The sequence below is a fragment of the Variovorax paradoxus genome, from assembly GCF_029919115.1.
GTDB classification, from domain to species: domain Bacteria; phylum Pseudomonadota; class Gammaproteobacteria; order Burkholderiales; family Burkholderiaceae_C; genus Variovorax; species Variovorax paradoxus_O.
The window spans coordinates 335,337-361,334 of the sequence record NZ_CP123990.1; the positions used below are offsets into that span (position 1 = coordinate 335,337).

Sequence of the window (25,998 nt, forward strand, 5' to 3'; positions counted from 1 at the left end):
ACATGAAGCGCGACCTTCCCTCCCTCGCGCTCTACGCGCAAGTCAAGGATCACATCTCCCGCAAGATCCAGGACGGCACCTGGCCTGCCGGCCACCGTCTGCCTTCCGAAAGCGAACTGGTCGCCCAGTTCGGCATCTCGCGCATGACCGTGAACCGTGCGCTGCGCGAGCTCATGGAGCAGGGCCGCATCGTGCGCATGGCCGGTGTCGGCAGCTTTGTGGCCGAGAACAAGCCGCAGTCCACGTTGCTGCAGATTGCCAACATCGCCAGCGAAATCCGCCAGCGCGGCCATGACTACCGCTGCGAAATGCTCGCTGTAGAACGCATTGCCGCCTCGCCCGACGTGGCTGCCTGGCTCGACATGCGCGCGGGCACCTCGGTGTTCCACAGCGTGTGCCTGCACCTGGAGAACGACACCCCGGTGCAACTCGAGGAACGGTACGTCAATCCGCAGGTCGTGCCCGACTTTCTCGAGCAGGACTTTGCCGCCGTTGCGCCCAGCGAGTACCTGGTGCGCAACGTGCCCTTCGACCAGATCGAGCACGTCGTCGATGCCGTGCTGCCCACCGCCGAGCAGGCCGGACGGCTTGCCATGGAACCCACCGACCCCTGCCTGCTGCTCACGCGCCGCACGTGGACGCGCAACACACCCGTCACCTGGGTGCGCTGCCTGCACCCCGCCTCACGCTACAGCCTCGGCAGCCGCTTCAAAGCCGACGGCAACCCAAGCTTCGGCTGATTTTTTTGTCGCGGAAACCGCAGGTCTTCTCTCGCAACCACTTGTATAGACAGGTTCATATGCCAACAAGCAATCACACCCCCGCCACCCTGACCCTCACGCCCGGCAAGGTGGACCTCGCCATGCTGCGCCGCATCCAGGCCGGTGGCGTGCGGCTGGCGCTCGACCCGTCGGTGCAGAGCGGCATGGCCAGTGCTGAGGCGGCGGTGCGCCACATCGTCGAGAACGACCAGGTGGTCTACGGCATCAACACCGGCTTCGGCAAGCTTGCGAGCACCCGCATCGGCAACGACCACCTGGCCGAGCTGCAGCGCAACCTCGTGCTCTCGCACAGCGTGGGCACCGGCGAGCCGCTGGCCGCGCCTGTCGTGCGCATGGTGCTGGCCACCAAGGCCGTGAGCCTGGCGCGCGGCCACTCGGGCGTGCGGCCCGCGCTGGTCGATGCCTTGTTGGCGCTCTTCAATGCAGGCGTCATGCCGCGCATTCCGTGCAAGGGCTCGGTGGGCGCATCGGGCGACCTCGCACCGCTCGCGCACATGGCGTGCGTGCTGATCGGCGAGGGCGAGGCGATCACTGCTGAAGGTACCGTGGTCAGCGGTGCCGAGGCCATGCGCCTCGTCGGCCTCGAGCCCTTCGTGCTCGGCCCCAAGGAAGGCCTGGCGCTGCTCAACGGAACGCAGGTGTCGACCGCGCTCGCGCTGGCCGGCCTGTTCGGCGCCGAAGACGTGTTCGCCTCTGCGTTGATGTCCGGCGCGCTCTCGCTCGAAGCCATCCAAGGTTCGATCAAGCCCTTCGATGCGCGCATTCATGCCGCCCGTGGACAGCCGGGGCAGATTGCGGTTGCGGGCGCGGTGCGCGCGCTGCTCGAAGGCAGCGAGATCGTGCCGTCGCATGCAGCGTGCGGCCGCGTGCAAGACCCGTATTCGGTGCGCTGCATTCCGCAGGTCATGGGTGCCTGCCTCGACAACCTGGCGCATGCCGCGCGCGTGCTGGTGATCGAGGCCAATGCCGCATCGGACAACCCGCTGGTCTTTACCGACACCGGCGAAGTGATCTCGGGCGGCAACTTCCACGCCGAGCCGGTCGCCTTTGCGGCCGACATCATTGCGCTGGCCGTGAGCGAGGTCGGCGCCATTTCCGAGCGGCGCCTCGCGCTCTTGCTCGACACCGGAATTTCGGGCCTGCCGCCGTTCCTCGTGCGCGACGGTGGCCTCAACTCAGGCTTCATGATCGCGCAAGTCACGGCGGCCGCGCTGGCTTCGGAGAACAAGTCGCTCGCGCATCCCGCCAGCGTCGACAGCCTGCCCACTTCGGCCAACCAGGAAGACCATGTGTCCATGGCCACCTTCGCGGCACGGCGCCTCGGCGAGATGGTCAACAACACCGCAGTCGTGGTCGGCATCGAAGCCATGGCGGCGGCGCAAGGCATTGAACTGAACCGAAATCTCAAGAGCTCGCCGCTGGTCGAAGCCGAGTTCGCCAACATCCGCCAGAAGGTCGCGTTTCTTGAAACCGACCGCTACCTCGCGCCCGACATCGAAGCCATGCGCCAGTGGGCGCTGAAGGCCGAGTTGCCTGCCGCACTTTTGAACATCCTGCCCAGCCACGCCTGAACACACAGATCAAGGAGAACCTCGCCATGAACGCACCCGAAAAGCTCCCGCTGCAAAACACCGACCCGCGCCATGACCCCACGCGCGTGATCCGCGCGCCGCGCGGCAGCGAACTGAACTGCAAGAGCTGGCTCACCGAAGCCCCGTTTCGCATGCTGCAGAACAACCTCGACGCCGAGGTGGCCGAACGTCCGCAAGATCTCGTGGTGTATGGCGGCATCGGCCGTGCCGCGCGCAACTGGGCCTGCTACGACCAGATCCTCGCTTCGCTCAAGGAACTCAACGACGACGAGACGCTGCTCATCCAGTCGGGCAAGCCCGTCGGCGTGTTCAAGACGCACGAGAACGCGCCGCGCGTGCTGCTCGCCAATTCGAACCTGGTGCCCAAGTGGGCCAACTGGGAGCACTTCAACGAGCTCGATCGCCAGGGCCTCTTCATGTACGGCCAGATGACCGCGGGCAGCTGGATCTACATCGGCAGCCAGGGTATCGTGCAGGGCACCTTCGAGACTTTTGTCGAAGCAGGCCGCCAGCACTACAACAACAGCCTCGCGGGCAAGTGGATTCTCACGGCTGGCCTTGGCGGCATGGGCGGCGCGCAGCCGCTCGCGGCCACGCTGGCCGGTGCGGTGTCGCTCAACATCGAGTGCCAGCAGACCAGCATCGACTTTCGCCTGCGCACGCGCTATGTCGACAAGCAGGCCCGCGACATCGACCACGCGCTCGAGCTCATCAGGCAGCATTGCGATGCGAAGGAAGCCGTGTCGATCGCGCTGCTCGGCAACGCGGCCGACGTGTTGCCCGAGCTGGTCAAGCGCGCGAAGGCCGGCGGCATCAAGCCCGACCTCGTGACCGACCAGACCTCGGCGCACGACCTCATCAACGGCTACCTGCCCTCGGGCTGGAGCGTGCCGCAATGGCAGGCCGCGATGAAGGACGCCTCGCAACACGACGCACTCAAGAAGGCGGCCGCCAAGTCTTGCGCCGTGCACGTGCAGGCCATGCTCGACTTCCAGGCCATGGGCATTCCCACGGTCGACTACGGCAACAACATCCGCCAGGTCGCTTTCGACGAGGGCGTGAAGAATGCGTTCGACTTTCCGGGCTTCGTGCCGGCCTACATCCGCCCGCTGTTCTGCGAAGGCAAGGGCCCGTTCCGCTGGGTGGCGCTGTCGGGCGACCCCGAAGACATCTACAAGACCGACGCCAAGATCAAGGAGCTGTTCCCCGAGAACGCCCACACGCATCGCTGGCTCGACATGGCGCGCGAGCGCATTGCCTTCCAGGGCCTGCCCGCGCGCATCTGCTGGCTGGGCCTGGGCGAGCGCCACATCGCCGGCCTGGCCTTCAACGAGATGGTGAAGAACGGCGAACTCAAGGCGCCCATCGTCATCGGCCGCGACCACCTGGACACCGGCTCCGTGGCCAGCCCCAACCGCGAGACGGAAGCAATGAAGGACGGCACCGATGCCGTGAGCGACTGGCCGCTGCTCAACGCACTGCTCAACACAGCAGGCGGCGCCACCTGGGTCAGCCTGCACCACGGCGGCGGCGTGGGCATGGGCTACTCGCAGCACTCGGGTGTCGTCATCGTGTGCGACGGCACCGATGCAGCCGCCAAGCGCATCGAGCGTGTGCTGTGGAACGACCCCGCCACCGGCGTCATGCGCCATGCCGATGCGGGCTACGACATTGCAGTGGCCACCGCGAAGAAGCAGGGCCTCAAATTGCCCATGGTGCGCTGACCCGGAGTGAAGCAGTAAGACGAAGGTAAAAAGAAAACACGCGCCGATTCCCACTCAGTGGGAATGAAGGCTTGGACGTGGGAACGGCCGACAAGATACTGCACGCCGCACCCACTTTCCGACATCTCGCCGCCGCTCCCGATGACGCCGCCCGAAGCTTCCGCCCACAACGACCGAGCCCTGCTGGTGCTGTCGGTGCTGGCGCAAAGCAAGGCGGCCATGTCGGCTGCGGAGCTGATACAGGCGACAGGCCTTTCGCAGAGCACGCTGTACCGGCAGATTGCCACGCTGCGGCGCTGGGGCTTCGTCATGGAGGCCGAAGGGCGCTACTCGCCCGGGCCGGTGAGCGTGCAGCTTGCAACCGGCTTCGACGGCAACTCCGACCTGGTGATGGCGGCGCGCGCCGACATGCGTGCGCTTGCGCAACAGAGCCGCGAAAGCGTGGCGCTTGTCACGGCCGTGAACGACCGCGTGGTGTGCCTCGAGATGATCGACAGCGAGCAGTCGCTGCGCTGTTCGTTCGACCGGGGCCGCAGCGTTCCGGCCCGAGACGGCGCCAGTGCCAAGTGCCTGCTGGCCCATTTGCCGACCGACCAGCGCGATGCATTGCTCGACGCATTCGGCGAAAGCCCCGAGCGCCGCGCACAGCGTGTCGCCGAGCTCGACGCGATCCGCGAAGCCGGCCACGCCGTGACGCATGGCGAGGTCGATGCGGGCGTCTGGGGCGCGAGCGCGCCGGTGCTTGCATCGGGCCGTCGCCTGCGCGGCGCAATCACGCTCATGGCCCCGCTCACGCGTGTCGAAGGCATGGAAGCTGCATTGCTGCACATGACCGTCGTCACGGCGGCGCGCATTTCACGCGCGCTGCAGTAGCCGGCCACCAACGCATTTTTTCTTTCTTCAACTCACGGAAGCTTTCACATGAACACCCGCCGCACCCTCATTGCCGCCGCACTCTCCAGCCTTGCCTTCTTCGGTTTTGCCGCCACCGCGCAAGCCCAGGGCGAGCCGCTGCGGGTGGCCACCGACGCCACCTTTCCGCCGATGGAGTTCGTCGAGAACGGCAAGCGCACCGGCTTTGACGTGGAGCTGGTCGAGGCCATCGGCAAGACGCTCGGCCGCAAGATCGAGTGGATCGACATTGACTTCAAGGGCCTGGTGCCGGGCCTCGTCTCCAAGCGCTTCGACATGGCCGTTTCGGCCATCTACATCACGGACGAGCGCAAGAAGGTCGTCGACTTCACCGTGCCCTACTACGCGGGCGGCCTCGTCGTGATGGTGAAGGACGGCAACACCGCCATCAAGACGCCGGCCGACATCAACGGCAAGAAGGTCAGCGTGCAGGTGGGCACCAAGTCGGTCTCCTACACCAAGGAAAAGTTTCCGCAGGTGCAGCTGATGGAAGTCGAGAAGAACCAGGAGATGTTCAACCTGGTGGACATCGGCCGTGCCGATGCGGCCGTGACCGGCAAGCCCGCCGCTTACCAGTACGTGCGCACGCGCGGCGGCCTCAAGGTGCTGCCCGAGCAGATCACCACCGAGGAATACGGCATGGCCATCCGCAAGGACACGCCCGAGCTCACCAAGGCAGTGAACGGCGCCATCGAGAAGCTCAAGGCCGACGGCACCTATGCGCAGATCGTCGCGAAGTGGTTCAGCGCGAACGCGAAGTAACCCGGCCGGCTCATGGATCTCGATTTCTCGCCGGTCTGGCAAGGCTGGCCCGACCTGCTACGCGGCGCGCTCGTCACGGTGGAAATTACCGCCTGCGCGCTCGCCCTCGGCTGCGTGCTGGGCCTGGTGGTCGGCATCGGGCGGCTCAACCCGAAGCGGCGCTGGCTCTACGGCCTATGCACGGCCTATGTGGCGGCGATTCGCGGCACGCCGCTCCTGGTGCAGCTGTTCATTTTGTTCTTCGGCCTGCCGCACTTCGGCATCTTGCTGCCGGCCTTCCTGTGCGGCGTACTGGGGCTGGGCGTGTATTCGGGTGCGTATGTGTCGGAGATCGTGCGCGGCGCCATCCAGTCGATCGACAAGGGCCAGACCCTCGCGGCCCAGTCGCTGGGCATGACGCCCGCCACGGCCATGCGCGAGATCGTGCTGCCGCAGGCGGTGGTGCGCATGATCCCGCCGCTGGGCAACGAGTTCATCGCGCTCATCAAGAACTCGGCGCTGGTGTCGCTGCTCACCATCCACGACGTGATGCACGAGGGGCAGAAGATCATCAGCGTGTCGTACCGCTCGCTCGAGGTGTACCTTGCCATCGCGCTCGTGTACTTCGTGCTCACGGGCACGATGACGCTGGTTCTCAGGCACTTCGAGCAGAAGCTGCGGCAAGGGGGGCTGATGCGATGAACGTGGTTCGCTTTTCCCGCACCGAGCTGCCGGCCAGACCCTGGAAGAACGGCGGCGGCACCACGCAGGAAATCGTCAGCTGGCCCGAGGGCGCGGGGCTCGACGACTTCAGCTGGCGCGCGAGCATCGCCACCATTGCGGCGCCGGGGCCTTTCTCGGTGTTCGAAGGCGTCGACCGCAGCATCATGCTGCTCGAAGGCGACGGCGTGCGGCTCTTCACGCCCGACGGCCGAACGGACCACCGGCTCGACGCGCCGCACCGGCCATTCACCTTCAGCGGCGATGAAACGATCGATTGCGCGCTGCTCGGTGGCGCATCGAACGACTTCAACATCATGGCGCGGCGGGGCCGGTGGCGCGCCGAAGTGCAGGTGCTCGCCGAGCCCTCGGTCGTCGAGCCAGCTCCGCACGGCGTGCTGCTTGCGCTGCGCGGCACGTGGCGCCTGAACGGCGAGGCGCGCGCGGAGGGAGAGGGCGTGTACTGGGCCGAAGATGCGCAGGCGTGGCAAGCCGTGCCGGAGGACGAAGGCGCGCGGTTGGCAGCGGTTCGCATCGTGCCGGCGTAAGCTCTGGAATACCGAAAGAGACCCATGACATCCGCAATCTCGTACCCCTCGGCCGATGGCCTCTGGACTGGCCTTCGCCTCGCGCCCGGTGCTGCGCCGGCCACCCCTGCGGGAGCCGCTGCCGATGCCGCCATCGCGGTGGAAGGGGGCAAGGTCCGCTGGGTAGGCGCACGCCATGCGCTGCCCGCCGAATTTGCGGGCCTTGCATCGCACGACGGCGGCGGCGCGCTCGTCACGCCGGGCCTGGTCGATTGCCACACCCACCTGGTCTACGGCGGCCAGCGTGCCAACGAGTTCGCGATGCGGCTTGCAGGCGCGAGCTACGAAGAGGTGGCCAAGGCGGGCGGCGGCATCGTCTCGTCGGTGCGCGCCACGCGCGAAGCCGATGAAGACACGCTCTTCGCGCAGGCCTCGCAGCGGCTCGAGCAATTGCTGGCCGACGGCGTCTGCGCCATCGAAATCAAGTCGGGCTACGGCCTTTCGCTCGAGCATGAGCGCAAGCAGCTGCGCGTGGCGCGGCGCCTCGGCGGGGCTTATGGAGTCACCGTGCGCACCACCTTTCTCGGCGCGCATGCGCTGCCGCCCGAATACGCGGGCCGCAGCGGCGACTACGTCGACCTCGTCTGCAGCCAGATGCTGCCCGCGCTTGCCGCCGAAGGGTTGGTCGATGCGGTGGACGTGTTCTGCGAACGCATCGCGTTTTCGCTGGCCGAAACCGAGCAGGTCTTCAAGGCCGCGAAAGCACTGGGCCTGCCCGTCAAGCTGCACGCCGAGCAGCTCTCCGACATGGGCGGTGCCGCGCTCGCCGCGCGCTACGGCGCGCTGTCGTGCGACCACATCGAGCACCTGTCGGCCGAGGGCATCGAGGCCATGCGCCAGTCGGGCACCGTGGCCGTGCTGCTGCCCGGCGCCTACTACACGCTGCGCGACACGCACCTGCCGCCCATCGAGGCGCTGCGCGCCGCCGGCGTGCCGATGGCCGTGTCGACCGACCACAACCCCGGCACATCGCCCGCACTGAGCCTGCTGTTGATGATGAACATGGCCTGCACGCTGTTCCGCCTGGCCGTGCCCGAGGCGCTGGCCGGCGTTACGGTGCACGCGGCGCGCGCGTTGGGCCTGCAGGGCACGCACGGCGCCATCGCGGTGGGCATGCCTGCGAACTTCGTGCTGTGGAACGTGCGCGAAGCGGCCGAGCTGGCCTACTGGTTTGGCCAGCGCCCAGTGCGCACGGTCGTGCGGCAGGGCCGCATTGCCGTGGGAGCCGCCGCATGACGCGCACGCTGTTTGCGGCCGACGCATTGCTGCCCGGCGGCTGGGCCAGCAACGTTCTCTTGTCGTGGAACGATGCCGGCCAGCTCACGCAGGTGCAGCCCGGTGCCCAGCCGGCAGCCGGCGCGCAGGTGGCAAACGGTCCCGTCATCCCCGGCATGCCCAACCTGCATTCGCACGCCTTCCAGCGCGCCTTCGCGGGCCTTACCGAACACCGCGCCGAGCAGCAAGACAGCTTCTGGAGTTGGCGCACCCTGATGTACCGCTTTGCCGCGCGCCTCGGTCCGCAGCACATGGAGGCCATTGCCACCTGGCTCTATGCCGAAATGCTCGAAGCCGGCTACACCAGCGTGTGCGAGTTTCAATACGTGCACCACGACGCCGACGGCCGCCCGTATGCAGATGACGCGACGCTCAGCCTCGCGCTGCTGCGCGCCGCGCAAAGGGTGGGCATCGGCTTCACGCTGCTGCCCGTGCTCTACCAGACCAGCGGTTTCGGCGGCCTGCCGCCCAACGAAGGGCAGCGCCGCTTCATCCGCTCGACCGACTCGATGCTGCGCCTGCTCGACGCGCTCAAGCCCGTGTGCGACGCACAGGGCGCCCAGCTGGGCCTTGCGCCGCACTCGCTGCGCGCCGTGCCGCCTGATGCGCTGCGCGAAGCCGTGGCGGGCCTGGAAGCCATCGACCCCGTCGCCCCGATCCACATCCACATTGCCGAGCAGACCAAGGAAGTCGACGATTGCATGGCCTGGAGCGGCCAGCGCCCGGTGGCCTGGCTGCTCGACCATGCGCCGGTCGATGCGCGCTGGTGCCTGGTGCATGCCACGCACATGGACATGGCCGAATACGAGCGCGGCGCAAAGAGCGGCGCGGTGGCCGGCCTGTGCCCCACCACCGAAGCCAATCTGGGCGATGGCATCTTCGACTTTTCGGCATGGCGGCACCATGGCGGCGCCTGGGGCGTGGGCTCCGACAGCCATGCCACCGTGAACGCGGCCGAGGAACTGCTGATGCTCGAATACAGCCAGCGCCTGGGCAAGCGGCAGCGCAACGTGGGCGCGAGCACGGCGCAGCCGCACGTGGCCACAGCGCTCACGCTCGAAGCGGTGCGCGGCGGCGCGCAGGCCGCGGGCCGGCCTATCGGCGGGCTGGCGGTGGGGCAGCAGGCCGACTTCGCCGTGCTCGATGCCGCGCAGCTCGCGCTGCAGGGCCTCGCCGCGCCCGACATGCTGTCGTCGCACGTCTTTGCCAGCCACCGCACCTCGGCCATCGACACCGTGTGGGTGGCAGGCCGGCCGCGCGTGCAGGCGGGCCGCCATGCTTTGCACAACGAGGCCGCCGCCGCATTCGTCGCGGCGCGCGGCCAGCTTCTTCTGGAAAATTGAGCCCCATGAGTTTCAGCACCACCGAACCCGCATTCCGCTTTCGCCAGGGCACGCGTCCCTTGCTCATCTCCATGCCGCACGTCGGCACCCATGTGCCGCCCGCGCTGGCCGCCCGCTTTACCGAAGAGGCGCGCCACGTGCCCGACACCGACTGGCACCTCGAGCGGCTCTACGACTTTGCCGACGAACTCGGCGCCTCGGTGCTCGTTGCCACGCACTCGCGCTACGTGATCGACCTGAACCGTCCGCCGGACGGCGCGAGCCTGTACCCGGGCCAGAGCGTCACCGGCCTGTGCCCCGTCGATACCTTCGACGACACGCCCGTCTACGCGTCCAGCGGCGATCTGCCGGACGACGAGGAAGTCGCCGCGCGGCGGGAGGCAATCTGGCGCCCGTACCACCAGCAGCTGCAAGCCGAGCTCGACCGCCTGAAGGCCGCGCACGGCACCGTCGCGCTGTGGGACGCGCATTCGATCCGCTCGGTGCTGCCGCGCTTCTTCGAGGGCAAGCTGCCCGACCTGAACCTGGGCACCGGCAACGGCACGAGCTGCGACCCGGCGCTGGCGGCCACGCTGCTCGATATCGCCAAGTCGGCCGAATCGGCTACCGGCCACACCGGCGTGCTCAACGGCCGCTTCAAGGGCGGCCACATCACGCGCCAGTACGGCAACCCCGCCGCCGGCGTGCATGCGGTGCAGCTGGAAATGACGCAGTCGAGCTACATGCAGGAGAAGCTGCCCTTCGACTACCTGCCCGAGGTAGCGGCCGGCGTGCAGCCGCACGTGCGGCGGATGATCGAGGCGGTGCTGGCCTTCGTCGAAAGCCGCTAAAGCACTGACGGCCGCGAGGGGCAGCCCCGCTTCCTACAATCGGGGCTTATGAAGCCCGTCATCTACACCCGCGGCCAGGCACTCGCCGGCATCCTCGAAAAGCGCATCGCCATCCTCGACGGCGCCATGGGCACGATGATCCAGCGCTTCAAGCTCACCGAAGAGCAGTACCGCGGTGAGCGCTTCAAGGACTTCGAACGCGACGTGAAGGGCAACAACGAGCTGCTCTCGCTGACGCGGCCCGACGTGATCCGCGACATCCACGAGGGCTACCTTGCGGCGGGCGCCGACCTCATCGAGACCAACACCTTCGGCGCGACCACCATCGCGCAGGAGGACTACAAGATGGCGCACCTGGCGCGCGAGATGAACCTCGAGTCGGCCAAGCTCGCCCGCGCCGCCTGCGACAAGTTCAGCACGCCCGACAAGCCCCGCTTCGTGGCCGGCGCCCTGGGCCCGACGCCCAAGACAGCGAGCATCAGCCCCGACGTGAACGACCCGGGCGCGCGCAATGTCGACTTCGAGCAGCTGCGCGCGGCCTACTACGAGCAGACCGAGGCGCTGGTCGAAGGCGGCGCCGACGTAATCCTGGTCGAGACGATTTTCGACACGCTCAACGCCAAGGCCGCGCTGTTCGCAGTGGACGAGTATTTCGACAACAGCGGCCAACGCCTGCCTCTCATCATCAGCGGCACCGTGACCGACGCCTCGGGCCGCATCCTGAGCGGCCAGACCGTGACCGCCTTCTGGCACAGCGTGCGCCATGCGCAGCCGCTGGCCGTGGGGCTGAACTGCGCGCTGGGTGCGGCGCTGATGCGCCCCTACATCCAGGAACTGGCCAAAGTGGCGGGCGACACCTTCATCAGCTGCTACCCGAACGCGGGCCTGCCCAATCCGATGAGCGAAACCGGCTTCGACGAGACGCCCGACGTGACCTCGCGGCTGCTGCACGAGTTCGCGGCCGAAGGGCTGGTGAACATCGTGGGCGGCTGCTGCGGCACCACGCCGGACCACATCGCGGCCATCGGCCAGGCCGTGGCGCCTGTGCCCGGAAGGCTGTTGAACAACAACGCCGGCTTCTACCGCGAAGCGGCCTGACCAGGCGCCCGGGGCGTTCGCGCCCCCGGCTGATTGACGGCATCCGGACCGCCGCCTAGGCTGGCGGCGCAAAGGAAGCCATTCATGAACAACAAACTTTCCATGCGCTGGGTCGGCATCGGTGCGCTTGCACTGGCGCTGCCCCTTGCGGCAACGGCACAGCAGGCCTTCACGCGCGGCACCGTCAACATGCGCGCCGGCCCCTCGGGCGACTACCCGCTGGTGGCGCGCCTCGCGCCGGGCCAGCCGCTCGAGGTGATGGGCTGCACCGGCGGCTACAGCTGGTGCGACGTGGTGCTGCCCGACGGCGGACGCGGCTGGGTCTGGGCGAGGAGTCTCGACTACGCCTACCAGGAGCGGCGCGTGCCGCTCGCGACCTACGCGGCCGTGATCGGCGTGCCGGTCGTGACCTTCGTGATCGGCAACTACTGGTCCGACTACTACCGCGACCGGCCCTGGTACGGCGAGCGGCGCTGGTGGGGCAGCCGGCCGCCACCTCCGCCAGTGCCGGGCTGGCGCCCGCCCCCGCCCATGCGGCCGGCTTGGCAGCCCAGGCCGTGGCCGGGCCCGGGTTTCAAGCCCGCGCCGGGGCCGGGCGTTCGCCCGCAGCACGCACAGGGCCACCGGCCACCGCAGCCGAGGCCGGACTTCCGCCCACCATCGGACCCGGGCTTAAAGCCGCCGCGGCCGCAGCCGGCCTTCCGACCCGGACCGCCGCCCGGCCAGCCGCAAATGCATCCGGGCGGAGGCGGTGGCCGGCATGGCCGTGGTGATGGAGGTGGTGGCGGAGGGGGCGGTCGCCACGGCGGTGGAGGCGACGGCGGCGGCAAGGGTGGGGGCCACGGGGGAGGCGGTGGCAAGGGCGGCGGACACGGCCATGGCCACCGCGACTAGCTAGCCCGCGGACGGAATCCCCGCCGCGGCCTGCCGGTCGCGCGCAATCAGCGCCACGAAGCGCTGCGCGCCAAGCCCCAGCGGCCGCTCGCGCGACCACACCACGTCGACCCACAGGTCGAGCCCGTTGCTCAAGTTTTCGAACGGAATCTCGACCAGCGCGCCGGCGGCCACGTGAGGCTTGGCAAAGTTGCGCGGCAGCCATCCCCAGCCGAGCCCGGCCGTGATCAGGCTCAGCGCGGCCAGCGCGTTGTCGGTGCGCCAGACGTGGCGCGCGAACACGAAGCGTGGGTCGCTGGTTGCCAGATCGCGCCCGGCCACCACGATCTGCCGCGTGTTCGTGAGGTGTTCTTCACGCAGGCGCTCGCCGGCTGCTGCAAGCAGCACCGGGTGGTTGGGCGCCATCACGGCCACCATGGTGTCGCTGCCCACTTCCTGGAAGCCTTCGCGGCCATCGAGGCTGGGGCGCTCGAACACCAGCGCCAACTGCGCGCGCCCGCTGTGCAGCAGCGCCAGGGCGTCCGCCTGCGGAGCGGCCAGCACCTCGACCTGCAGCAGCGGATATTCATCGGCCAGCGCAGCGAGCGGCCCGCTCCACGGCGCCGCCAGCAGCTCGGGCGCAATGGCCAGCGTGAGGCGGTTCTCGAGCCCCTGCGTGAGCGCCAGGGCCTGCACCTGCAGTTGCTTCAGCTGGGCTGCCAATAGGCGCGCCTGCGGTTCCAGCGAGCGGGCCGCCGCGGTCGGCTGAGGCTCGCGGCCGCTGCGGTCGAACAGCGGCAGCGCCAACTCGGCCTCCAGGTTGGCAATGGCCATGCTGACGGCGGAGGGCACCTTGTGCAGCGCGCGCGCCGCCGCCGAGAAGGAACCCTGGTCGATCACTGCCAGGAAGACTTCGACGGTGTCGCTGGAAAAGGCCATTCAGCCGCTCTCGATCTATCAATTGAATTGAAATACCTTAACTTTTTATATCAGCTTCAGGCAAATAAAGTCCAGCCATCGTTTTTGTTTGCCAGAGGAATATTCATGCAGGGGTTTCAGCGCCGCGTCGTCTACATCACGCTTTACGAAGGGATTGCCATCGTGGCCGCCAGTGCCGGCCTGGCGCTGATGACGGATGCGGGCCTGGGCCATTCCGGCGTGCTGGCGGTGACCGCATCGGTCATCGCGGTGATCTGGAACCTGGCCTTCAACGCGCTGTTCGAGCGCTGGGAATCGCGCCAGGCGGTGCGGGGGCGCAGCGTGCGCCGGCGCATTGCGCATGCCATCGGCTTCGAGGGCGGGCTGATCGCCTTCCTGGTGCCGCTCTTTGCCTGGGGCCTGGGGGTGTCGCTCTGGCAGGCACTGGTCATGGATCTGGGGCTGGTCGTGTTCTTCCTGGTCTACACCTTCGTCTTCAACTGGGTTTTCGACCGGGTGTTCGGCTTGCCAGCCTCGGCGGCGCCGGTCAGCCCGGCTGCCGCGGCCGGGCAGGGGGCCTGAACATCCCCCAAGGCCGCGGCCCTTGCCGCAGCCGGTAAAATTGCGCTCCCTTCCAAGGAGCGTTGCAGCGGCGGCCCAAGTCCACAGGCCCGCCGTCAGGCTTGGAAGGCGCCCCGTTGGCCGGGGCGCAAGCCGCAAACGACGCTCACCTGACGTTTTTTCCTGCACAGGTGAGCCCCCCATGAGCGATGTACCCGCGCCTTCCGTTCCCCCGATGAAGCTGTCCGGCCTCGAACCGGTCGCCATCGATTCCGGGTCGCTGTTCGTCAACATCGGCGAGCGCACCAACGTCACTGGCTCCAAGGCTTTCGCGCGGATGATCCTGAACGGCCAGTTCGAAGACGCCCTGGCCGTTGCGCGCCAGCAGGTCGAGAACGGCGCCCAGGTGATCGACATCAACATGGACGAGGCCATGCTCGACAGCAAGGCCGCGATGGTCCGCTTCTTGAACCTGATTGCGAGCGAGCCCGACATCGCGCGCGTGCCGGTGATGGTCGACAGCTCCAAGTGGGAAGTGATCGAGGCGGGCCTGCGCTGCATCCAGGGCAAGGGCATCGTCAACTCCATCTCCATGAAGGAGGGCGTCGACAAGTTCAAGCACGAGGCCAAGCTGGTGAAGCGCTACGGCGCCGCCGCGGTGGTGATGGCTTTCGACGAGAAGGGCCAGGCCGACACCTACGAACGCAAGATCGAAATTTGCGAGCGGGCCTACCGCATCCTCGTGGACGAGGTGGGTTTTCCGCCCGAGGACATCATCTTCGACCCGAACATCTTCGCGATTGCCACCGGCATCGAGGAGCACGACAACTACGCGGTCGACTTCATCAATGCCGTGCGCTGGATCAAGGCGAACCTGCCGGGCGCCAAGGTGTCGGGCGGCGTGAGCAACGTGAGCTTCAGCTTTCGCGGCAACGACCCGGTGCGCGAAGCGATTCACACGGTGTTTCTGTACCACGCCATCAAGGCGGGCATGGACATGGGCATCGTCAACGCCGGCATGGTGGGCGTGTACGACGACCTGGAGCCGACACTGCGCGAGCGCGTGGAAGACGTGGTGCTGAACCGCCGCCCCGACGCTGGCGAACGGCTCGTCGAAGTGGCCGAAACGGCCAAGAGCGGCGCCAAGGACGACAGCAAGAAGCTCGAGTGGCGCGGCACGCCGGAGAACCCGGTGCATGTGAACCAGCGCCTCTCGCACGCCATGGTGCACGGCATCACCGACTTCATTGTCGAAGACACCGAAGAGGCCTACCAGCAGATCCTCGCCAAGGGCGGGCGCCCGCTGCACGTGATCGAAGGGCCGCTCATGGACGGCATGAACATCGTGGGCGACCTGTTCGGCCAGGGCAAGATGTTCCTGCCGCAGGTGGTCAAGTCGGCGCGCGTGATGAAGTCGGCCGTGGCCCACCTCATTCCCTACATCGAGGAAGAAAAGCGCCAGGACGAGGCCGCGGGCCGCGACGTGCGCACCAAGGGCAAGATCATCATTGCCACGGTGAAGGGCGACGTGCACGACATCGGCAAGAACATCGTGACCGTGGTGCTCCAGTGCAACAACTTCGAAGTGGTGAACATGGGCGTGATGGTCCCGTGCCACGAAATTCTGGCCAAGGCCAAGGTCGAGGGCGCGGACATCGTCGGCCTCTCCGGCCTCATCACGCCCAGCCTCGAAGAAATGCAGTACGTGGCCGGCGAGATGCAGAAGGACGACCACTTCCGCATCAAGAAGATTCCGCTGCTCATCGGCGGCGCCACCACGAGCCGCGTGCACACGGCCGTAAAAATTGCGCCGCACTACGAAGGCCCGGTGGTCTACGTGCCCGACGCCTCGCGCAGCGTGGGCGTGGCGCAGAGCCTCTTGAGCGACCAGGCCACCGCATACATCGACGAGATCAACGCCGACTACGAGAAGGTGCGCACGCAGCACGCCAACAAGAAGCAGGTGCCGATGTGGCCGCTGGCCAAGGCGCGCGCCAACAAGACGCCCATCGACTGGACCCACTACACGCCGCCCGTGCCCAAGTTCATCGGCCGGCGCGTGTTCAAGAACTTCGACCTCACGGAGCTCGCGAAGTACATCGACTGGGGTCCCTTCTTCCAGACCTGGGACCTGGCCGGCCCGTTCCCGGCCATCCTGAAAGACGAGATCGTGGGCACCGAGGCCGTGCGCGTGTACGCCGACGGCCAGCGCATGCTCAAGCGCCTGATCGAGGGCCGCTGGCTCAGCGCAAGCGGCGTGGTCGGCTTCTGGCCTGCCAACACGGTGAACGACGACGACATCGAGCTCTACACCGACGAGACGCGCAGCGAAGTTGCCATGACCTGGTACGGCATGCGCCAGCAGACCGAGAAGCAGGTGATCGACGGCGTCACGCGGCCGAGCCGTTGCCTGGCCGACTTCGTCGCGCCGAAAGACAGCGGCCTGAAGGACTACGTGGGCGTGTTCGCGGTGACGGCGGGCCTCGGTGTCGAAAAGAAAGAAAAGTATTTCATCGACGACCTCGACGACTACTCCGCCATCATGCTGAAGGCACTGGCCGACCGGCTGGCCGAGGCCTTTGCCGAGTCGCTGCACCACCGCGTGCGCACCGACCTCTGGGGCTATGCGCCCGACGAGGGCCTGAGCAATGAAGACATGATCGCGGAGAAATACCGCGGCATTCGCCCTGCGCCCGGCTACCCGGCCTGCCCGGACCACAGCGTGAAGCGCCCGATGTTCGACCTTCTGAATTGCGCGGACATTGGCATGACCCTGACGGAAAGCCTCGCTATGATGCCCGCCGCCAGCGTCAGTGGTTTCTACCTGAGCCACCCCGACTCGACGTACTTCAACGTCGGCAAGATCGGGCACGACCAGCTGCAGGACCAGGCCGCACGGCGCAAGGAAAGCGAATCCGATCTCGAGCGCCTGCTGGCGCCGAACCTTTGAACCTGCCGGCCGGCATGGCCGACCGGCGCCGGGAGTTGTTATTCAGAAGTTGATATTTGCTGCCGCGCACTACGCGGCGCTGGCCGTCTTCGTCGTCGGCTGCTGGGGCTTTGGGCGCGCAGTGCTGGCGCGCCTTGCGCCGCCGCCGCGCCGGGACGCCTGGCTCGAAGCCTCGATGGCTGCCGCGCTGGGCGTGGGCATCTTCATCTGCGGCTTCCAGGCACTGGCCATCTTCGGCGTCTTCAAGGTGGGCGCCACCGTCGCGCTGATTGCCGCCGGCGTGGTTGCTGCCGCGTTGCAGTTGCGGCCGTGGCTGCACGAAGTGCGCACGCTTCGGGCTGCGGGCACTGCGCCCGCGGTGCCTTGGAGCCGCGCCGAGAAGATCGCCGCGATCGCATTGGCCCTGGTGGCGCTTCCGGCGCTGGTCGCACCGCTTGCGCCGCCCGCCGCCTTCGACGAGTTGATGTACCACCTGCCCTATGCGCGGCAGGTGGCGGAGCAGGGCTTCCTGGGCATTCACGACTGGTTGCGCTACCCCTGGTTTCCGTACAACTACAACCTGCTCTATGCGGCCGCGCTGCAGGTGGGCGATGACGTGCTGCCGCACTTTCTCAATGCGCTGGCGGGTGCGCTGTCGGTGGTGATGGTCTTCCGCCTTGGCATGCAGCATGCCAACCGTCTCACCGCCTGCATCGGCGCGGCCATCTGGCTCGGCATTGGAGACTATTCGAATGCGCTCATCGACATGGGCGTGGCGCTCTTCGTGCTGGGCGCATGCGTGGCGCTGTGGTGGTGGCGCGAATCGCAGCCGGTGCACAGCGGCATGCGGTGGCTCGGCGTGGCGGCGTTCTGCCTCGGCGTGGCCGCGGGCTCCAAGTACCAGGCGCTCACGTTCCTGCCGCTGGTGGCGCTGTTCGTGGTGTGGCACGAGCGGCGGCCCAAGGCCTGGGCGCTGATGCTGCTTTGCTTCTTGCTGCCGTGCGTGTACTGGTATGCACGCAACGCCGTCGTGACGGGCGATCCATTCAACCCCATCGGTGCGCGCGTGTTCGGCTTTACCGACTGGATTCCGGCCGACTACGTTCAGCAGGTGGCCGATGTGCGCGACCACGCCGCGCGCCCCAACGTGCTGATCTGGTCTGTGGTGCTGCTGCCCTTCAGCGTCATGTGGAAGCGCTCCGCCGCGGTGCGCGCCGCGGGCTGGTTCTGCTTCTATTCCGTGGCGGTGTGGCTGGTGACCTCGCGCTATCCGCGCTACCTCACGGCCTCGTTTCCGCTGCTCGCGTTCACGGCGGCGATCGGCTGGCAGGTGCTGTTCGGCTGGATCGCCGCGGGCATGCGCCGCGTGTTCGGGCCCAGGGCCGGGCAAGTCGCGGACCCCGTCGAGGGAGCTCCTTCGGGCCGCGCGGGCCTTGTCGGCGATTGGGTGGCCGTGCTCTTGCTGGCCGTGCTGGCCGCAGTGTCGGTGAGCCAGACCGCGCGCAAGGTCGCGATGATCTCGCCCACACAGGAGCAGCGCGAAGCGTTCCTGCGCCAGAACGTGCCCGGCTACGCCGTCATGGACTACCTGCGCCGCACGGCCACCGGCCGCGTCTACCAGATCAACCTCAACGAGGCGATCTACTACGGCCCCAATCCGATCTGGGGCGATACCCTCGGGCCATGGCGCTACACCGACTTCGGCCGCCTGTCCGGCAAGGACCTGGCAAGCAAGCTCGGCGGCCTGGGCTTCGTGGCTGTCGTACTTCCGAATTCGGTGGTGCCGGTGTTCAGCGGCAGAACCGACTTCGACAAATATTTCACCCTGCAGTACGAGAAAGACGGCAGCCGGGTCTACCGTATTCTTCCTCCCGCACCATGACCGATATCGACCAACACGCGGCAGCCCGCACGCCGATGCGCATTGCGGCGGTGATCCCCTGCTACAACGAGGGGCTGTCCATTGCGCAGGTGGTCGCGCAATTCAAGGCGGCGTTGCCCGAGGCCGAAGTCCACGTCTTCGACAACAACTCGACCGACGACACGGCGGCCATCGCGCGCGCGAGCGGCGCATTCGTGACGCACGTGGCCGCGCCGGGCAAGGGCAACGTGGTGCGGCGCATGTTTGCCGATGTCGAAGCCGACGTGTACGTCACCGTCGACGGAGACGCCACCTACGACGTGGCCAGCGCGCGCCGGCTGGTAGATGCGCTGGTGGCGGGCAACCTCGACATGGTGGTGGGCTGCCGCGTCGACGACGGGCAGAACGCGCTCACCTACCGCGCGGGCCACCGCTTCGGCAACCGGCTGCTCACCGGGGCCGTGGCGAAGCTGTTCGGCGGCGGCCTGACCGACATGCTCTCGGGCTACCGCGTGTTCTCGCGGCGCTACGCCAAGTCGTTTCCGGCGCTTTCGCACGGCTTCGAGATCGAGACCGAGCTCACGGTGCACGCGCTGGAGCTGCGCATGCCCTATGCCGAGCTCGACACCGCCTACAGCACGCGGCCCGAGGGCTCGCACAGCAAGCTCTCGACGTACCGCGACGGCTGGCGCATCCTGAAGACCATCTGCAAGCTGTTCATCAGCGAACGGCCGCTGCAGTTCTTCTCGATCATTGCGGCGCTGCTCGCGGCGGGCGCCATCGCGCTGGCCTTTCCGCTGCTGCTCACCTACATGCACACCGGCCTGGTGCCGCGGCTCCCCACGGCGGTGCTGGCCACCGGCGCCATGCTGGCCGCCATGCTGTCGATGGTTTGCGGCGTGGTGATGCACGCCATCCGGCTCGGCCGCCGCGAGGCCAAGCGCCTGCGCTACCTTGCAACACCGGGCGTGCGCCACAGCGCCCCCAGATGAAGCTCGGCCGGGAATTCCTGTCGTTCGCCGTGGTGGGCGCGATCGGCTTCGTGGTCGACGTGGCCGTGCTGTACCTTGCGGCGCCGCTGCTGGGTTGGTACGGGGCGCGGGTGGTGTCTTTCTTGGCGGCCGCAACGGCCACCTGGGCGTTGAACCGCCGCTATACCTTCAACGCCCGAAGCGCCAATGCGTCCGTGCTGCGCGAGTACCTTGGCTACCTGGTGACGATGCTGGGCGGTGCGGTCGTCAACTATGGCGCGTATGTGCTTGTGCTGCATTGGGTCAGCGGGCCTTGGGCACCGGCGGCCGGCGTGGCGCTGGGGAGTTGCGCGGGGCTCGTCGTGAACTTCCTGTCCGCGCGCTATCTGGTGTTTCGCGCGAAGTAGCGGTGTTGCTCCCTCCCCTCCGGGGGAGGGCTGGGGTGGGGGCACGCGGCGCATCCAGCGGGCGCTCTGCCTGCCCCCATCCCGACCTTCCCCCAGAGGGGGAAGGAGAAAGAGAAAGAAGTGCTGGCGCTCAGTGCGCGCCCGACACCACCACCGGAATCTCGGTCGCCGGCGGCGTGTTGCGGCTGCGGCCGCAGCGCACGATGCCGTCGATCATCACCATGCCCACGCCCGGGATGTCGCCGAGCTGCACGCTCTCCAGCAGGCCCGGCGCGGGCGAATGCTGCGCGCGGTCCATGAAGACGAAGTCGGCATCGCGGCCCACTTCGATCAGTCCGCAATTCAGCTTGCGGATGCGCGCCGTATTGCCCGTGGCAAAGCAGAACACCAGCTCGGCCGGAATGTTGGCAATGGACGAGAGCATGGCCACCATGCGCAGAATGCCCAGCGGCTGCACGCCCGAGCCGGCCGGCCCGTCGGTGCCCAGGATCACGCGGTGCGGGCACTTGAGTTCGAGCGCCGCCTTGGCCGCCGCAATGGCCACCTTCTCGTTGCCGTTGTGCACGATCTCGATGGCGCGCGAGCTCTTCTCGCACAGCTCGCACACATGCGCCTCGGGCAATGAGGTGTGGCCGCCGTTGATGTGGCCGATGATGTCGGCGTCGGCCTCCAGCACCACGTCCTTGTCGATCAGGCCCGAGCCCGGAATGGACGGGCCGCCCGTGTGGATGGTGCTCTGAATGCCGTACTTGCGCGCCCAGGCCACCATCTCCTTGGCTTCGTAGCCGGCCTTCACCGAGCCCAGGCCCACTTCGCCGAGCAGGCCCACGCCGGCTTCGGCAAGCTCCTTGAAGTCGCTCTCGACCATGCCTTTCTCGATGACCGGCGCGCCGGCCAGCACCTTCACGCCGCCGGGGCGGAAGTTGTCGAACGCGCGCTGCGCCGTGATGGCGAGCGCCTTCAGGCCCACGATGTCTTTCGGGCGGCCCGGCAGGTGCACCTCGCCGGCTGAAATCATGGTGGTCACGCCGCCGTTCATCGTGGAATCGATCCAGCCGATCTGCCCCTGGCGCGGCGTCCAGTCGCCGAACACCGGGTGCACGTGGCTGTCGATCAGTCCGGGCGCGACGCAGGTCTTCTTCGCGTCGATGACGGTTTTGGCGCCTTCGAGGTCGCAGTCTTTTTCCTTGCCCACCGCAACGATCAGCCCGTCGTTCACCACGATGGTGTCCGCGTCGAGGATGGGCTTGTCGATGTCGCCCGAGAGCAAGAGCCCGATGTTCTTTATGACGACTTTGCCCGACTTGCCGCCGGCTGCGATTTCTGCCATTTCGTGTGGTCCTGGTCGTGGGGTGGGATGTTGTTGTCTTGCGCCTCGTCCGCGCGCACGGTGCGCAGCAGGGTCTCGATCACGAAGTCTTCCCAGTGCGTGATCGCCTCGGCCGATTCCAGCGGCTCGCCCAGGAACGCGGTGAGCGTGTGCCGGTTGGAGGTGTAGAAGTAGCCGGTGGATGCAATCAGCAGGTAGATGTCGCGCGCAATCAGGTCTTTGCGGAACAGCCCCTGCGCCGCGCCGCTGGCCAGTATCTCGGCAATGATTGCCACCGCCCGCGACGAGTATTCGCGCGCCCTGAGCGACTTGGAAATGTGCCGGCCCTTGTGCAGGTTCTCGGTGTTCAGCAGCGTGACGAACTCGGGGTTCTTGCGGTAGTAGCCCAGCACGAAGCGAATGACTTCGGTAAGCGCCTCCACGGGCCGCGAGGCGTCGAGCGCTATCGCGGCCTCGGCGTCGTCCATGCGCTGGTAGATGCCCTCGAGCACCGCAATGAAGAGGCCTTCCTTGCTGCCGAAGTAGTAGTAGATCATCCGGTCGTACGACTTGGCGGCCTTCGAGATCTTCTCGACGCTGCCGCCGTCGTAGCCGTACTTGGCGAACACCTTGGTCGCCGCCTTCAGGATGCTGTCGCGCGTGGCCTGCGCCGCCGCCTCGCGCACGCCGGTGCGGCGCTGGGGCTTTGTGCTGGCGGAGCGGCTTTCGGCCATCGTGCGCAGGAGGCTTGGCCTACTTTTCGGCGAAGGCGCGCTCGACCACGAAGTCGCCTGGGGTCGAGGTGTTGCCTTCCTTGAAGCCGCGTGCCTCGAGGATGTGCTTCAGGTCCACCAGGAGGCCGGGGCTGCCGCACAGCATCACGCGGTCTTCCGTGGGGTTGATCGGGGGCAGGCCCAGGTCGTCGGTGAGCTTGTTGCTCGAAATCAGGTCGGTAATGCGGCCCTGGTTGCGAAACTCCTCGCGCGTGACCGTGGGGTAGTAGAGCAGCTGCTTCTCGACCATTTCGCCGAGAAACTCATGCTTGGGCAGGTGGTCGGTCACGAGGTCGTGATAGGCCAGTTCATCGACCTGGCGCACGCCGTGCACCAGGATGACTTGCTCGAACTTCTCGTAGGTGTCCGGGTCGCGGATGATGCTCATGAACGGTGCGAGGCCCGTGCCCGTGCCGAACAGGTACAGGCGCTTGCCGGGCAGCGTGTAGTCGATGAGCAGCGTGCCGGTGGGCTTGCGGCCCACGATGATGGTGTCGCCCACCTGGATGTGCTGCAGCTTCGAGGTGAGCGGGCCTTCTTCCACCTTGATGCTCAGGAACTCGAGATGCTCCTCGTAGTTCGGGCTCACGATGCTGTACGCGCGCAGCAGGGGCTTGTTGTTCACCTTCAGGCCGATCATCGTGAAATGGCCGTTCGAGAAACGCAGCGCCGGGTCGCGCGTGGTGGTGAAGGTGAACAGGCGGTCGGTCCAGTGGTGGACGCTCAGGACGCGTTCTTCGCTGAATGCACTCATACGGAACTCAAGAGTTGGTTGGTAACTGGGGAAGGTGGCTGAGCCGAGATGCACGCCTTTGGGGCGCTAGCCGTCGGCCGGCTCCGAACCCTCCATTGTCGTTGGTCGGAAAAACCCCGATAACCACCGCGAGAAAACACCATTGCAAGCATCGGGCCTGTTTGCTACATTGACCGCGAATGTAGTGAACGCAACATGAAAGTGTAGGGAATGCTACACAAACGGCAGACGGGGCACAAGCGGGCAGACGGCACGTTTGTTGCAAACCCCGCCACACCGGATTGCCCCATACACACTGCCCACGAGATCGCCCCGATGACCGAACACACCAAGACAGACGGAATGCCCGGCATGGACATGCCGGTGGTCGCAGAAGCCGGCGGCAGCGCCTTCGGCAAGGCGCCGCCGCGCAACGAGCGCATGAGCACCGCCAAGGTCGAGTGCAATGCCTGCCCCGTGCTGTGCCAGATTTCCGACGGCCGCACGGGCGCCTGCGACCGCTACGCCAACCGGGAAGGCGTGCTGGTGCGCGTCGACCCCGTGGTGCTGCTGCGCCGCGAGATCGCGGGCGAGGCGCCCAAGCTGGTGCCCTTCGACCGGCCGGCCGCCGAAAAGACAGAGGCCGCCGAGGCGGGCACTCCCGACTGGAACGGCGACCTGCTGCATGCCGACGAAGTCTTCGTCACCGGCGTGGGTTCTTCCACCACCTACCCCGACTACAAGCCCGCCCCTTTCATCGTGGCCTCGAAAGCCCGGGGCGTAGACATGGTCACCGTGGTTACCGAAGGCATCTTCAGCTACTGCAGCTTCAAGGTGAAGATCGACACCGACCGCTTCCTGGGCTCCGAGCAGGCCAACGTGCGCTACCGCGGCGAGGTGGTCGGCCACGTCACCACGGCCGAATACGGCTCGCAGATGCTCTCGCTCGGCGGCGTGCACCACCTCACCGGCGGCAGCAAGAAGGAAGGCCGCATGACGGCCGAGCTGATGCAGCTGCTGGGCAACAAGAAGGCGGTGGAGTGCACCATCGACGGCGGCTCCACGCTCGTCATCCAGGCCGGCAAGGCGCCCATCGTCAACGGGGTCGAAGAGCAGCGCATGCGCGTGGGCTGCGGCTCGGCGGCGGTCGGCATCTTCGCGCGCCAGTTCGCGGGCGTGGCCGACGAGGTGGTGGTGGTCGACGATCACATCACCGGCGTGCTCACCGAGCACCAGGCCGGGCGCTGCCTCGACATGGCGCCTTCGGGCATCCAGATGCTGGGGCGCAAGTCCACGCCGGGGCGCTACTTCCAGGTGGCGAATCCGGGCAACGGCTGGGGCGGCACCGACATTGCCGATCCGCTCTCGATCATCGAAGGCTGGGAGGAGGGCGTTGCGCGCCCGGGCCTGCGCCTTCTCATGACATCGACCACCGGCGAGCACGCGCAGTGGTACGTGCTCGACGAGGCGCTGAAGCCCGTCGAGCAGGAAATGCCCGCCGAGGTGAAGCGCATCGTCGATCGCATCGGCGAGAACTGCGAACCGTCGCTGTGCACTGTGCTGTTCCTCGGCGGTGCGGGCGGGTCATTGCGTGCCGGCGTCACAGAAAACCCGGTGCTGCTCACGCGCGCCATCAAGCGCGCGCTTGTCAACGTGACCTGCGGCGGCGCGCCGGCCTATGTGTGGCCCGGTGGCGGCATCACCGTGATGGCGGACGTCATGCGCATGCCCGACAACAGCTTTGGCACCGTGCCCACGCCGGCCATCGTGGCGCCCATCGAGTTCAGCATGCGGCAAAGCGACTACCAGGCGCTCGGCGGCCACATGGAACACATCTTCTCGCTAGAACAGGCGCTCGCGCGCGGTGCCTGGCAGGAAGACGGTGCGCCGCTGGCGCGGCAATGGCTCGCGATGGACGACGCCAATCCGTGGCCGCTCGGGCATGCCCCGATGCTGGGCTGAACGATGACCATCCTTTCGTTCGCTGTGGCTGTTGCTCCTTCCCCCTCTGGGGGAAGGCTGGGATGGGGGCGGGCAGAGCGCCCCATGGATGCGCCGCGTGCCCCCACCCCGACCCTCCCCCGGAAGGGGAGGGAGAAACACCGCGCCGGCACAGCGCGCTCGCTGCCATGACCGCCCAACGCAGCGCGCTCGACAAGAACCGCTGGCATTTCAACCATGGCCCGATCGACATCGTGGCCGAGGCGTACGGAGATCCCTACGCCGTCGCGGCCGCGCACGACGCAGCGTGGGCGCGCTTCGTTCACGTGCTCGACGAACTGGTGCACGAGCTGCCGCTCTTGCGCCTGCCCGCAAGCGACAACATGCGCCCGCGCGGCGTGGTGGCCAAGCGCATGTGGAATGCGTGCGCCGCGTTCTCGCCGATGTTCGTCACGCCGATGGCGGCGGTGGCCGGCTCCGTGGCGCAGGAACTCATTGCGTTCTATGACCGCCCGGGCGTCGAACGGGCCTGGATCAACAACGGCGGCGACATTGCGCTGCACCTCGCGCCCGGGCAATCGGCGCGCGTGGGTGTGTATGCCGACCTGGCGCGCTTCGATTGGCGCAAGCATGTCGATGGTGAAAGCAGCATCCTCACCACCGACGGCCAGTTCGAGATCAAGGCCGATCAGCCGGTGCGCGGCGTGGCCACCAGCGGCTGGCGCGGCCGCAGTTTTTCGCTGGGCATTGCCGACAGCGTGACGGTGCTTGCCGCCACGGCGGCGCAAGCCGACGCCGCCGCCACAGTGATTGCCAATGCCGTCGACGTGGACGATGCAGCCATCCAACGGCGCCCCGCGAACGAATGCAAGGACGATAGCGACCTGGGCGACATTTTGGTCACGGTCGATGTGCCGCCGCTGGCGCCTTCGCAGGTACAAAGCGCGCTGGACACGGGGGCTGTCTGCGCCAAGGTGCTGCAGAAAGGCGGGCTCGTCTGGGCCGTTCTGCTCGTTTGCCAGGGGCAGTGGCGACTTGTCGAACCCTTATGCTCGAAGGCGCTGCCGGCGGCGGCCTCCGTGGCAGTTGGTTCAGTATTTGCTTAACGAAAAGCAAGG

At 67.3% G+C, this 25,998-nt stretch carries 23 protein-coding genes and 1 riboswitch; of the genes, 19 read left to right on the forward strand and 4 right to left on the reverse strand.

What is annotated here, in order from left to right:
• The first annotated feature begins 2 nt into the window (after positions 1–2).
• The 12 genes from hutC (at position 3) to QHG62_RS01650 (ending at position 12,498) form a co-directional block, all read left to right on the forward strand.
• Complete coding sequence (gene hutC, locus QHG62_RS01595; RefSeq protein WP_281149069.1) at positions 3–740, forward strand: histidine utilization repressor; 738 nt, start codon at positions 3–5, stop codon at positions 738–740.
• 59 nt (positions 741–799) lie between these two features.
• Positions 800–2,353, forward strand: a complete 1,554-nt coding sequence (gene hutH, locus QHG62_RS01600) for a histidine ammonia-lyase (protein ID WP_281149071.1) — start codon at positions 800–802, stop codon at positions 2,351–2,353.
• A 26-nt stretch (positions 2,354–2,379) separates the two neighbouring features.
• Positions 2,380–4,098 (forward strand): urocanate hydratase, encoded by a 1,719-nt coding sequence (hutU, locus tag QHG62_RS01605; protein WP_281149073.1) that lies wholly within the window; start codon positions 2,380–2,382, stop codon positions 4,096–4,098.
• A 141-nt stretch (positions 4,099–4,239) separates the two neighbouring features.
• Complete coding sequence (locus QHG62_RS01610) at positions 4,240–4,971, forward strand: IclR family transcriptional regulator (protein ID WP_281149074.1); 732 nt, start codon at positions 4,240–4,242, stop codon at positions 4,969–4,971.
• Between the two features lie 48 nt (positions 4,972–5,019).
• On the forward strand, positions 5,020–5,772 hold the full coding sequence (locus tag QHG62_RS01615; protein WP_281149075.1) for a transporter substrate-binding domain-containing protein: 753 nt from the start codon (positions 5,020–5,022) through the stop codon (positions 5,770–5,772).
• Positions 5,773–5,784: 12 nt separating this feature from the next.
• The gene (locus QHG62_RS01620; protein WP_258503313.1) at positions 5,785–6,453 is read left to right on the forward strand and encodes an amino acid ABC transporter permease; all 669 of its coding nucleotides are present in this window, start codon (positions 5,785–5,787) and stop codon (positions 6,451–6,453) included.
• A complete protein-coding gene (locus QHG62_RS01625) occupies positions 6,450–7,019 on the forward strand; it encodes a HutD/Ves family protein (RefSeq protein WP_281149078.1) in 570 nt (189 codons plus the stop codon). Before QHG62_RS01620 ends, QHG62_RS01625 begins: the two co-directional genes overlap by 4 nt.
• A gap of 24 nt (positions 7,020–7,043) precedes the next feature.
• The gene (hutI, locus tag QHG62_RS01630) at positions 7,044–8,294 is read left to right on the forward strand and encodes an imidazolonepropionase (protein ID WP_281149079.1); all 1,251 of its coding nucleotides are present in this window, start codon (positions 7,044–7,046) and stop codon (positions 8,292–8,294) included.
• On the forward strand, positions 8,291–9,676 hold the full coding sequence (locus tag QHG62_RS01635; RefSeq protein WP_281149080.1) for a formimidoylglutamate deiminase: 1,386 nt from the start codon (positions 8,291–8,293) through the stop codon (positions 9,674–9,676). Before hutI ends, QHG62_RS01635 begins: the two co-directional genes overlap by 4 nt.
• Positions 9,677–9,681: 5 nt before the next feature.
• Positions 9,682–10,506 (forward strand): N-formylglutamate deformylase, encoded by an 825-nt coding sequence (gene hutG, locus QHG62_RS01640; RefSeq protein ID WP_281149081.1) that lies wholly within the window; start codon positions 9,682–9,684, stop codon positions 10,504–10,506.
• A gap of 48 nt (positions 10,507–10,554) precedes the next feature.
• Positions 10,555–11,604, forward strand: coding sequence for a homocysteine S-methyltransferase family protein (locus QHG62_RS01645; protein ID WP_281149082.1), 1,050 nt, complete (start codon positions 10,555–10,557; stop codon positions 11,602–11,604).
• Between the two features lie 84 nt (positions 11,605–11,688).
• Positions 11,689–12,498 (forward strand): SH3 domain-containing protein, encoded by an 810-nt coding sequence (locus tag QHG62_RS01650; protein ID WP_281149083.1) that lies wholly within the window; start codon positions 11,689–11,691, stop codon positions 12,496–12,498.
• Here QHG62_RS01650 and QHG62_RS01655 read toward each other — a convergent pair whose 3' ends face one another.
• Positions 12,499–13,416, reverse strand: a complete 918-nt coding sequence (locus QHG62_RS01655) for a LysR family transcriptional regulator (RefSeq protein WP_281149084.1) — start codon at positions 13,414–13,416, stop codon at positions 12,499–12,501. It abuts the gene before it with no gap.
• A 105-nt stretch (positions 13,417–13,521) separates the two neighbouring features.
• Between QHG62_RS01655 and QHG62_RS01660 the strand changes: the two genes are divergently transcribed.
• From QHG62_RS01660 to QHG62_RS01680, 5 genes are all read left to right on the forward strand, one after another.
• On the forward strand, positions 13,522–13,977 hold the full coding sequence (locus QHG62_RS01660; protein WP_281149086.1) for a PACE efflux transporter: 456 nt from the start codon (positions 13,522–13,524) through the stop codon (positions 13,975–13,977).
• 48 nt (positions 13,978–14,025) lie between these two features.
• A riboswitch (S-adenosyl-L-homocysteine riboswitch) is annotated at positions 14,026–14,131 on the forward strand.
• A 60-nt stretch (positions 14,132–14,191) separates the two neighbouring features.
• Positions 14,192–16,906, forward strand: coding sequence for a methionine synthase (metH, locus tag QHG62_RS01665; protein ID WP_432445602.1), 2,715 nt, complete (start codon positions 14,192–14,194; stop codon positions 16,904–16,906).
• Positions 16,907–16,955: 49 nt separating this feature from the next.
• On the forward strand, positions 16,956–18,767 hold the full coding sequence (locus QHG62_RS01670; protein WP_281149089.1) for an ArnT family glycosyltransferase: 1,812 nt from the start codon (positions 16,956–16,958) through the stop codon (positions 18,765–18,767).
• Positions 18,764–19,738 carry a glycosyltransferase family 2 protein gene (locus QHG62_RS01675; protein WP_281149091.1) on the forward strand — a complete coding sequence of 325 codons (975 nt, stop codon included), beginning with the start codon at positions 18,764–18,766 and terminating at the stop codon, positions 19,736–19,738. Before QHG62_RS01670 ends, QHG62_RS01675 begins: the two co-directional genes overlap by 4 nt.
• A complete protein-coding gene (locus QHG62_RS01680) occupies positions 19,735–20,124 on the forward strand; it encodes a GtrA family protein (protein ID WP_281149092.1) in 390 nt (129 codons plus the stop codon). The genes QHG62_RS01675 and QHG62_RS01680 overlap by 4 nt, the downstream gene beginning before the upstream one ends.
• Positions 20,125–20,254: 130 nt before the next feature.
• Here the strand turns inward: QHG62_RS01680 and QHG62_RS01685 are convergent, their stop codons facing one another.
• The 3 genes from QHG62_RS01685 to QHG62_RS01695 are packed head-to-tail and all read right to left on the reverse strand — an operon-like array spanning position 20,255 to position 22,960.
• Complete coding sequence (locus QHG62_RS01685; protein WP_258503340.1) at positions 20,255–21,454, reverse strand: amidohydrolase family protein; 1,200 nt, start codon at positions 21,452–21,454, stop codon at positions 20,255–20,257.
• Positions 21,409–22,167 carry a TetR family transcriptional regulator gene (locus QHG62_RS01690; protein WP_281149094.1) on the reverse strand — a complete coding sequence of 253 codons (759 nt, stop codon included), beginning with the start codon at positions 22,165–22,167 and terminating at the stop codon, positions 21,409–21,411. The genes QHG62_RS01685 and QHG62_RS01690 overlap by 46 nt, the downstream gene beginning before the upstream one ends.
• A gap of 19 nt (positions 22,168–22,186) precedes the next feature.
• Positions 22,187–22,960, reverse strand: coding sequence for a ferredoxin--NADP reductase (locus tag QHG62_RS01695; RefSeq protein ID WP_281149095.1), 774 nt, complete (start codon positions 22,958–22,960; stop codon positions 22,187–22,189).
• A 315-nt stretch (positions 22,961–23,275) separates the two neighbouring features.
• Between QHG62_RS01695 and QHG62_RS01700 the strand changes: the two genes are divergently transcribed.
• Together QHG62_RS01700 and QHG62_RS01705 are read left to right on the forward strand one after the other, a co-directional pair.
• Entirely contained in the window at positions 23,276–24,901 is a 1,626-nt protein-coding gene (locus QHG62_RS01700; protein WP_281149096.1) for a 6-hydroxynicotinate reductase, read from the forward strand.
• A gap of 167 nt (positions 24,902–25,068) precedes the next feature.
• A complete protein-coding gene (locus QHG62_RS01705) occupies positions 25,069–25,986 on the forward strand; it encodes a UPF0280 family protein (protein WP_281149097.1) in 918 nt (305 codons plus the stop codon).
• Positions 25,987–25,998: the final 12 nt, after the last annotated feature.

Excerpts from the sequence above, each read along its gene's own strand:
- hutC (WP_281149069.1), top strand. The coding sequence starts at position 3 with ATGAAGCGCGACCTTCCCTCCCTCGCGCTCTACGCGCAAGTCAAGGAT.
- hutH (WP_281149071.1), top strand. The coding sequence starts at position 800 with ATGCCAACAAGCAATCACACCCCCGCCACCCTGACCCTCACGCCCGGC.
- hutU (WP_281149073.1), top strand. The coding sequence starts at position 2,380 with ATGAACGCACCCGAAAAGCTCCCGCTGCAAAACACCGACCCGCGCCAT.
- QHG62_RS01610 (WP_281149074.1), top strand. The coding sequence starts at position 4,240 with ATGACGCCGCCCGAAGCTTCCGCCCACAACGACCGAGCCCTGCTGGTG.
- QHG62_RS01615 (WP_281149075.1), top strand. The coding sequence starts at position 5,020 with ATGAACACCCGCCGCACCCTCATTGCCGCCGCACTCTCCAGCCTTGCC.
- QHG62_RS01620 (WP_258503313.1), top strand. The coding sequence starts at position 5,785 with ATGGATCTCGATTTCTCGCCGGTCTGGCAAGGCTGGCCCGACCTGCTA.
- QHG62_RS01625 (WP_281149078.1), top strand. The coding sequence starts at position 6,450 with ATGAACGTGGTTCGCTTTTCCCGCACCGAGCTGCCGGCCAGACCCTGG.
- hutI (WP_281149079.1), top strand. The coding sequence starts at position 7,044 with ATGACATCCGCAATCTCGTACCCCTCGGCCGATGGCCTCTGGACTGGC.
- QHG62_RS01635 (WP_281149080.1), top strand. The coding sequence starts at position 8,291 with ATGACGCGCACGCTGTTTGCGGCCGACGCATTGCTGCCCGGCGGCTGG.
- hutG (WP_281149081.1), top strand. The coding sequence starts at position 9,682 with ATGAGTTTCAGCACCACCGAACCCGCATTCCGCTTTCGCCAGGGCACG.
- QHG62_RS01645 (WP_281149082.1), top strand. The coding sequence starts at position 10,555 with ATGAAGCCCGTCATCTACACCCGCGGCCAGGCACTCGCCGGCATCCTC.
- QHG62_RS01650 (WP_281149083.1), top strand. The coding sequence starts at position 11,689 with ATGAACAACAAACTTTCCATGCGCTGGGTCGGCATCGGTGCGCTTGCA.
- QHG62_RS01655 (WP_281149084.1), bottom strand. The coding sequence starts at position 13,416 with ATGGCCTTTTCCAGCGACACCGTCGAAGTCTTCCTGGCAGTGATCGAC.
- QHG62_RS01660 (WP_281149086.1), top strand. The coding sequence starts at position 13,522 with ATGCAGGGGTTTCAGCGCCGCGTCGTCTACATCACGCTTTACGAAGGG.
- metH (WP_432445602.1), top strand. The coding sequence starts at position 14,192 with ATGAAGCTGTCCGGCCTCGAACCGGTCGCCATCGATTCCGGGTCGCTG.
- QHG62_RS01675 (WP_281149091.1), top strand. The coding sequence starts at position 18,764 with ATGACCGATATCGACCAACACGCGGCAGCCCGCACGCCGATGCGCATT.
- QHG62_RS01680 (WP_281149092.1), top strand. The coding sequence starts at position 19,735 with ATGAAGCTCGGCCGGGAATTCCTGTCGTTCGCCGTGGTGGGCGCGATC.
- QHG62_RS01685 (WP_258503340.1), bottom strand. The coding sequence starts at position 21,454 with ATGGCAGAAATCGCAGCCGGCGGCAAGTCGGGCAAAGTCGTCATAAAG.
- QHG62_RS01690 (WP_281149094.1), bottom strand. The coding sequence starts at position 22,167 with ATGGCCGAAAGCCGCTCCGCCAGCACAAAGCCCCAGCGCCGCACCGGC.
- QHG62_RS01695 (WP_281149095.1), bottom strand. The coding sequence starts at position 22,960 with ATGAGTGCATTCAGCGAAGAACGCGTCCTGAGCGTCCACCACTGGACC.
- QHG62_RS01700 (WP_281149096.1), top strand. The coding sequence starts at position 23,276 with ATGACCGAACACACCAAGACAGACGGAATGCCCGGCATGGACATGCCG.
- QHG62_RS01705 (WP_281149097.1), top strand. The coding sequence starts at position 25,069 with ATGACCGCCCAACGCAGCGCGCTCGACAAGAACCGCTGGCATTTCAAC.